The organism is Stieleria sp., assembly GCF_041595215.1.
Classification (GTDB): Bacteria; Planctomycetota; Planctomycetia; order Pirellulales; family Pirellulaceae; genus Stieleria; species Stieleria magnilauensis.
Map to the genome: position 1 here is coordinate 1 of NZ_JBFHKV010001217.1, position 2336 is coordinate 2336.

General features: G+C 60.0%; 1 protein-coding gene. It reads left to right on the plus strand.

Annotated features, from left to right (window positions below; genetic code table 11):
• Positions 1 to 2336, plus strand: a 2336-nt coding sequence (locus ABX749_RS29830) for an Ig-like domain-containing protein (protein WP_372899243.1), incomplete at both ends; no start/stop codon positions are given.

Consider the following 2336-nt stretch of genomic DNA (forward strand, 5'->3'; position numbering starts at 1 on the left):
ACGTTGCTGCAGTCGGTGCCATTGCCGGGCGGCGCCACTCGCGTCGAAATCTATGACGGCCTCATCTATGCAGGGTCGCCGCAAAGCGACCGACTGCACATCATCGATTTAGCTACCGGCGAGTTGCTCGAATCGATCACCATCGGCGGCGGCATCGTGGACCTGGCCCGCGAAGGTTCCATCCTGTATGCCCTGACCGGCAACCAACAACTTCGTGCCATCGACATCAGCCATTTCAGCGCGGTCGTGCGCGGCTCTCTGACGTTGCCGCAAGCCGGCCGCAAAGTGTTCGTCGGCAACGGGGTCGCCTACATCGGCGCCGACCCAGGTTTCGGACAAGGGTTCATGACGGCCAATGTGGCCGATCCCGACAACCTGATTCTGCTGAGCGATGTCGACGCCAATAATATCGCCGGCACCGCAATCGTCGCCAACGGTTCCGGTTTGGGCATCTCCGTCGGCGATCTGGGCTTCGGCGTCGACAGCGTGCTGCACGTCGTGGATGTCTCCGATCCGACCGATACAAGTGCTTTCGTGACGCAGTATTCGTTGCCGTCCGATCCACGAAGTGTCGCCTTGGGCGCCGGCATCGCCTTTGTCGCCAACGGTGTCAACGGATTGCAAGTCGTGAACTATCGTTCGTTCGATAATCTCGGCCAAGCTCCCGTCATTTCGATCTCAAGCCCGGTTCAGGATGTTGATGGGGGCGCTGCCGGCATTCAGATCGTCGAAGGAACTTCGATTCCGATTCAAGTCTCGATCACCGACGATGTCCAGGTTCGAAACGTCGAACTCTTGGTCAACGGACAAGTCGTGCAAAACGACGTGGCGTTCCCCTTTGACTTCATCGCCATCGCCCCCGCATTAGCCGGCGGCCCCTCCTCGGTCTCCATCCAAGTTCGGGCAATCGACACCGGTGGCAATACCTCGCTCTCGAACATCTTGTCCTATGACTTGGTCGCCGACTCCATCGCACCATCGGTGATCGGCACGACCCCGCAATCCGGACAGAAGGTTTTCTTCACCCCGTCGATTGATGTTCGCTTTGACGAACCGCTGAACACAGCCCTTGTCAACGCGGGCGGTGTCTCACTGATTTTCCTCGGCGCCGACGGAGTGGTTGGCGGTGGCGATGACCAGACGGTCCCGCTGCGATCCGTCGAATCCCGAGTGCTGGGACGTCGCCTTTCGATCTATCCGGCCAATCTGCTGGACACCGGAAACTATCAAGTCACCCTCGACCCGGCGATCGTCGCCGATCGCGCCGGGAACCACCTTGCCGCCCCCTTCAGTTTCGAATTCACAATCCGTCCGGCCAGTGATTTGAAGGCCCAGAGCGGGTTCCCAAGGATCGGACGTGCACCGTCGGCCAATGCCGGTCAAGAAATCGGATTCCACTTTCCCGGCGGTGTCGATGAAAACTTGCGAGTGACCTTTCCCACAATCGATGTCAACGGCAACCTCGGATCAATTGAGGTTGCCCCGTCACGATTCGACGGCACCGTCAACAACGCCTTCTTTGTCGTCCCAATGAACGCCACAACGGGAGACATCAACAGCACCGCGTTTGTCGACGGGCCATTGCCATTGCAGATCGTGCCGACGCTTAACGACGTGCGTCAAGATTCGACGCTTTACCACAACGGGCAGCTTGTGTTGTTCGGCAGCGGTTTCGCCGAGGGCGGCGTGACGATCCACTTCGGTGCCCAGTCGTTGATCGACGGCAGTACCTCCAGCGGACCGGATGTCTATTACAGCGCCGACTTCAGCTTCGAAAACGGCAGCATCTACTTGACGGTTCCAACCGCAGTGCCCTTTGGTCCGATCAGCGTCAGCACCCTCGGTGGCACCAGCGCTGCGTTCCCGTTGACGTTCAGCGGCATCAACGCGACTGCCGACAGCGGCACGCCCGCCAACGCCCTTGAGGCCTCCGCCAACCCCGGGCAGGCGATCACGCTCGCCGGCAGCGGCTTCGATGCGTCCAGTGACGTCGTGTTCCAAGTCATCGACATCAACGGCAACGTCAGCCAACAAGTCGTTCGCCCGCTGGCCGTTGAGCCCGATGGATCGCAACTGACCGTCGTCGTCCCGATGAACGCCTTCACCGGAACCGTCGGCGTCGTCGGCGACCAGAACAACACCCAAGCACGCTTGCAGATCGTGCCCGTGCTTGACAACGTCGACTTCACCTCGATCGCTGCCGACCGATCCAGCGGACAAGTCATCCTGTCCGGACGCGGATTCGTCGAAGGCAACAACAGTGTTTACACGTTCGGTGGCATACAGTTGACCGATACGGGTGTCAGCGAGGGTCCCGACGTGTACTACAGCGTCGA